This is a genomic window from Clostridium gallinarum (assembly GCF_014836325.1).
GTDB classification, from domain to species: Bacteria; Bacillota; Clostridia; order Clostridiales; family Clostridiaceae; genus Clostridium; species Clostridium gallinarum.
Map to the genome: position 1 here is coordinate 1 of NZ_JACSQZ010000097.1, position 5,918 is coordinate 5,918.

General features: G+C 25.7%; 5 protein-coding genes. 2 read left to right on the forward strand and 3 right to left on the reverse strand.

The window, feature by feature from the left end; translation table 11 throughout:
* Positions 1–147: 147 nt before the first annotated feature.
* Positions 148–783 (reverse strand): recombination regulator RecX, encoded by a 636-nt coding sequence (recX, locus tag H9660_RS15560; RefSeq protein WP_191751288.1) that lies wholly within the window; start codon positions 781–783, stop codon positions 148–150.
* Between the two features lie 13 nt (positions 784–796).
* Positions 797–2,038, reverse strand: a complete 1,242-nt coding sequence (locus tag H9660_RS15565; protein WP_191751289.1) for a M16 family metallopeptidase — start codon at positions 2,036–2,038, stop codon at positions 797–799.
* A gap of 251 nt (positions 2,039–2,289) precedes the next feature.
* Between H9660_RS15565 and H9660_RS15570 the strand changes: the two genes are divergently transcribed.
* On the forward strand, positions 2,290–2,964 hold the full coding sequence (locus H9660_RS15570; RefSeq protein WP_191751290.1) for a response regulator transcription factor: 675 nt from the start codon (positions 2,290–2,292) through the stop codon (positions 2,962–2,964).
* Positions 2,948–4,468, forward strand: a complete 1,521-nt coding sequence (locus H9660_RS15575) for a sensor histidine kinase (RefSeq protein WP_243190686.1) — start codon at positions 2,948–2,950, stop codon at positions 4,466–4,468. Before H9660_RS15570 ends, H9660_RS15575 begins: the two co-directional genes overlap by 17 nt.
* A gap of 85 nt (positions 4,469–4,553) precedes the next feature.
* On the opposite strand, the gene H9660_RS15580 is transcribed toward H9660_RS15575, so the two are convergent.
* Positions 4,554–5,852: a VanW family protein gene (locus H9660_RS15580; RefSeq protein ID WP_191751291.1), complete on the reverse strand. Its 1,299-nt coding sequence runs from the start codon at positions 5,850–5,852 to the stop codon at positions 4,554–4,556.
* Between the last annotated feature and the right edge of the window lie 66 nt (positions 5,853–5,918).

A 5,918-nucleotide genomic window follows, 5' to 3' on the forward strand; every position in this document is an offset into this window, starting at 1 on the left:
AAATAATATATTAATCTGTTTAATGAATACTTAGCACTTTTTTCTTCTAAAGAACCTATAATACTATCTTTCATTGAAAAAAACATAAGCAAAACACATATAATATGTGGTAAGTATGCAATCATTAATAATCTCCTTTAAATTAATTTAAATATCATCTATACTTGTAACTTTCTTTACAGCATATGAAACAGTATCATAATCATATCCCTTACTTAAAAGAAATCTATATAATTTTTGGGATAATTTAAATTTATCTGATTCTCTTTTTGCTATTGTATTGTATTTTTTTTCAGCTAAATTATATGCAACTTCTCTTTCTTCATCTCTGTCTATATTTGAAATTTCTTCTTCTATTATATTTTCACTTATTCCTTTTTTAATTAAATCATATTTTATCTTCTTCTTACCTTGAATCCTACTTTTATCCTTAACGTACATCCTTGTATAGTTATCATCGGATATAAAATTATATTCTTTTAAGAAACTTATAGATTTTTCTATTTCCTCATTTTCATATCCCTTTAAAATAAGCTTATCCCTTAATTCTTTTTCACTTTTATATGATTTCTCAACTATTCTTAATGCAGTATTTTTGCATTTTAAATAATTATCTTCCTTTGCAATAACTTTTATTTCTTCAATATTAATTTTTTCATTAGTTTTAAGTCCTTCTTTATAAACTAACTCATTACTTAAAGAAAAAGCATACTCGTTATCAATATAAATATTGGATCTATCTTTATTTCTCTTTTGCACTTCTATTTTAGTAATAATATTCATATTTATCCTCTTCTTAATTAGATTTTAGTATATGAATTGTAGGATTATTTAAAACACTATTTGCAACATCATTAATCTTTTTAATGTCTAAACTATTTAGCTTTTCCATATCATCTACAAACTCATAAATATCTTCACCATCTAATCCTTGATGAAGCATATAATTACATAATTCTGATGGATCTTCTAAGGTTGAAATAACTGCTGTTTTATGAACTTTTTTCATAAGTTCTAAATCTCTTTCTCCTATAGAAAGCTTTCCATTTTTAACATTTGAAATAGTTTCATCAATTGCTTCAATTGCAGAATCTAAATCATCTTCGCCTACAGCAGTATAGATATATAAAGTCTTGACATTATTAGTCATATCTATACTAGTATAAATATCATAAGCTAGTCCTCTTTTTTCTCTTACTTCTCTAAATAAAAGTGAATTTGAGCTTTCTCCAAGTCTATGATTTAAAATTCTAAGGGGTAATTCCAATTCTTTATTTAAATTATAAAAAGTATATAAATATACTATTGTATTTTGCTCTATATTTTCTTTTACCGTTGTAACAAGTTTAGGAATATTATTTTCTTCTATAACTGTTTTATTTATTTTTTCTCCCGGTTCCCAAGAAGAAAAAACTTTTTTTATTTCTTCTAAAGCTTCTTCATGCTCATATGATGATACTACTGTAACTAGTGAATTATTTGAAGTATAATATTTCTTATAGTAACTTAATAAATCCTCTCTTTTATAAGATTTAACATTCTTTTCTAACCCAGCAACATCAAATCTTAATGGATTTTTATTAAATGCAATCTCATTAGTTCTCTTAAAACTCAAATCCTCTATATCATCTTTACTAGATCTAATTTCAGCTAGTATGACCCCTCTTTCTTTTTCTAACTCTTTCTTATCAAATTCTGGATTTATTATCATATCCCCTAGTATTTCTATAGCATTTTTTAATTCTTCTTCCAAGCAACTTATAGTATAAACTGTTGAAGTATAATCTGTATATGCATTATACTCTCCCCCTAAAAATTCTAGAGCATCATTTAGCTCTTCATAATTTCTAGTTTTTGTCCCTTTAAAAAGCATATGTTCTATAAAATGAGATATTCCCTTCTCTTGTAATTCCTCATAAAGAGATCCAACTCTAATACCAACATTTATTGAAGTAATTTTAGTATCTTTTTTTATAGTTATTACTTCTAATCCATTATCTAAAAAATGTCTTTTAACATCAAAATTCAATTTAAACATCTAAGTCCACCTATCCCACATATTATTTAAGCTTATTTTAAGTATAATATGATTATCTTTAAAATATAACATTATAAATATTATATCTATGTTTTTACTAATAATCTACATCTTAAGCCTTTTAATTTATTAATAATACTTTACCATATTTTTATTGACACTTATAATTAGTTTATAAGCTATTTATTTTTTAAAACTTTAGCTAATAGATTTTATTTTTTATAACTTTTTAAAAGAAGAGGAGGGCTTTCATGAAAAAAAATATTTTAATAATTGAAGATGAAACTCGAATACGTTTTTTACTTCGTGATTATTTTTTAAAGGAAGGATTTAATATAATAGAAGCTTCTGATGGCGATGAAGGAATTAACTATTTTATAAATAATAAAATAGATTTAGTAATTTTAGATATAATGATGCCAAAGGTTGATGGAATTACAGTTTTAGAAACTATTAGAAAGGTATCTGCAGTTCCTGTTATTTTACTTACTGCTAAAGGACAAGAAGAAGATAAATTATTTGGTTATGAAATGGGTGCTGATGATTATATGACTAAACCATTTTCTCCTAAGGTTCTTATTGCTAAAGTTAAAGCACTTTTAAAAAGAACTTCAGAAGAAACTTTTTCTAGCCTAAAAGAATACGATGGACTAACCATAAACAAACTATCTCATGAAGTTAAAATAAATAATGAAGTAATAAATCTTTCTCCTAAGGAGTTTGAACTTTTATCATATTTAGCTGACAACGAAGGAATAGCATTATCAAGAGATACTATATTAGATAATGTTTGGGGACTTGACTATTATGGTGATTTAAGAACAGTAGATACAAATATAAAAAGACTTAGAGAAAAACTTGGGGGAAAGGCTTCATATATAATTACAGTTAGAGGAAGTGGATATAGATTTGAAGCAAAGAAATAAATTTAGTATTTCAAAAAAGTTATTCTTAATAACCTTTGGATTAATTTTTACTGTTTTAATTTGTAGTATGTTATTTCAAAATCTCTTTTTTGAAGAATTTTATTTAAATAAAAAGATAAAAGATATGACACGGGAAATAAATAAATTCAGTGAATTATATTCTTATAATATATCTGATGAAAAAAATTTAATAGAAGAGTTATTTAGATTTGAACAACAAAACAATTCTAAAGTTGCTATATTTTCTAAAGATGGTCAACTTAAATATTTAACTAATTATTATAATAACACTGATGATTTTAAAACACTTACATCTTTTTGTACTGAACTTTTAAATGATAAATATCTTATTAATAAAGTTATTACTAGCGGAAAAACAGAAACAACAGTATTTGAAAATAAATATTCTAATACAACTAAAATCGGAAGTGTAGGTGCTATGTCTTTAAACTCAGAAAATGATTCTCTTATAGTTGCTGTGTCTTCCATGCAACCTATAAATGAGGCTAGTGCTGTAATTCAAGAATTTTATTTTTATTTATTTTTAGGGTTTAGTATAATTGGAATATTTTTATCTTCTATATATGCAAATTTAATATCTAAGCCACTAGTAAATATAAATAAAGTAGCTAAAAAAATGTCTTCAATGGATTTTACAGTTAGATGTGAAGAAATTTCCGATGATGAAATAGGAAATTTAGCTACTACTTTAAATTTTTTATCTTCAACATTAAAAAATGCTTTAGATGATTTAAAGCTTAAAAATAAAAAATTAGAAGAAGATATTGAAAAAGAACGTAAATTAGAAGAAATGAGAAAAGATTTCGTCGCAAGTGTATCTCATGATTTAAAAACTCCTATTGGAATAATTGAAGGTTATGCAGAAGGTTTAAAGGATGGTATAGCAACTGGTAAGGATGCCTTATTTTATATTGAAACAATAATAGATGAATCTCATAAAATGAATAAGCTTGTAACCAATATGCTAGAACTTTCTAAATTAGAGTCAGGAAACTTAGAATTAGTCATGGAAAGATTTAATATACTAAGGTTAATTAGAAAGCTTATAAAAAGCTTTCAATTAGAATTTGAATTAAAAAATTTAAATTTAATACTTAATACAAATTTAGAATATTGCTATGTTATAGGTGATATATTTCAACTAGAGCAAGTTTTAACTAACTTAATTAGTAATGCTCTTAAATATACTCCAAAAGATAATGATGTAATAATTGAAGTAAATTCTATAAATAATATTATAACTATTAGCATAGAGAATAAAGGTGTCCATATTCCTGAAGAGGAAATTGATAACTTATATAATAAATTCTACAGAATAGACAAAGCAAGAAATTCATCAAATAACAGTAATGGACTAGGTCTTTCTATAGTTAAAAGAATACTGACTTTACACGAAAGCTCCTATATTTTATCTAATACAGAAAATGGAGTAAAATTTGAATTTACCTTAAAAAAAGCAAACGATGAAGAAATATACGATTAACCTACTTCTAAATATATTATAATAAAAAAAATGAGTACTCCATACCTGGAAATACTCATTTTTTATATTTGGACAATTTATATTATTAACTAAATGGCTTGTACACACTACTATCTAAGTATTTTTCTAAAACACATTCTCCATTTGAATCATAACCATATAGATAAGTATCTGCAGATAAAGAACCTGTTTGATAAGCTTTTGGCTCATATCTTATTCCACCTGTGGCTTCACTGTTAGACCAAAATTCAGCTGTAAGTGATCCGCCTCCTGCATATACGTTAACTATTATAGGATAATCATATGGATTTTCAAAAGTTAAGTCCGGCCATTCATCTCCAATAGTTGCATCTAATCCTTGTGGTACATAGGATACTGTCATTTCATGATTAACTCTATATGTTGGAATTATCCCAGCTCTTAGCTCAGCATTATAAATTGTACTAGATATTTGACATACTCCACCACCAAACCCTGGTACAACTTTTCCATTAAGATAAGTATTAGCTGATACAAATCCATATTCTGCTGTTGTTGGACCTATAGCTTCAACTGTTGAAAATTCATCTCCTGGCATAACCACTCTGCTTCCTATCATTTGAGCTCCTCTTAAAACATTAGTTCCACTAGGGCCTGCAGTAAAATGAGTTGTGTAGGATGAAATTTTAGTATCTACTGTTTGTAATGCTGCTGCTGTTATATACGGTTGTATTTCAACAAGTTGTCCATCTAAGGCAACTAAATCTTCATCTTTTACCTTTAGTAAAACAGCTTCTATTTTACTTTTTAAATCTTCCTTATTTAACTCATACCCAATTTGCTCCGGTGTTATATTTACAGTTCCGCCATATATGTTAGCTTTTGCGTCAACTGGATTTATTAATACAGCATCATTTATTGAATCTATAAAACCTACTAATTTTTCCTCATTATAATTTATACTAAATTCATAAGTTTTACTTTCTGGTTTTTTTATTCTATTTACCTTTTCAAAAAAGCCTATGTCTTTTCCATAAGATAATACTTCATTTTCGAAAGTTTCATAATCTATAGTAACATCAAAATTATTATAGCTTTCCTCAAAACTTTTATCATTTATTGCAATACTTAGTTTTCTTGATGAAATATTTCCTACCATTTCTTCTAAAACTGTATGTAGCTCTTCTTTAGTTAATCCTGAAACATCTTTATCAAATACATATATTCCAGGATATACTTTATTTGCATAGCTATCTACAAGCTTCTTATTTTTTGATAGTAAATATCCACTAATACAACCAATTAATACTATAATAGCTAATGACGTAATTAGTACTATTTTTTTTGTACTATTATTTTCTTTAGGATTCACTTCATTTGTTTGTGGTGTAATATTGTTATTCATTCTAAGCTCCTCTCATTTAAAATAAATATACTTTTGTTTTAAATTGTGATTATAAATATATTATAC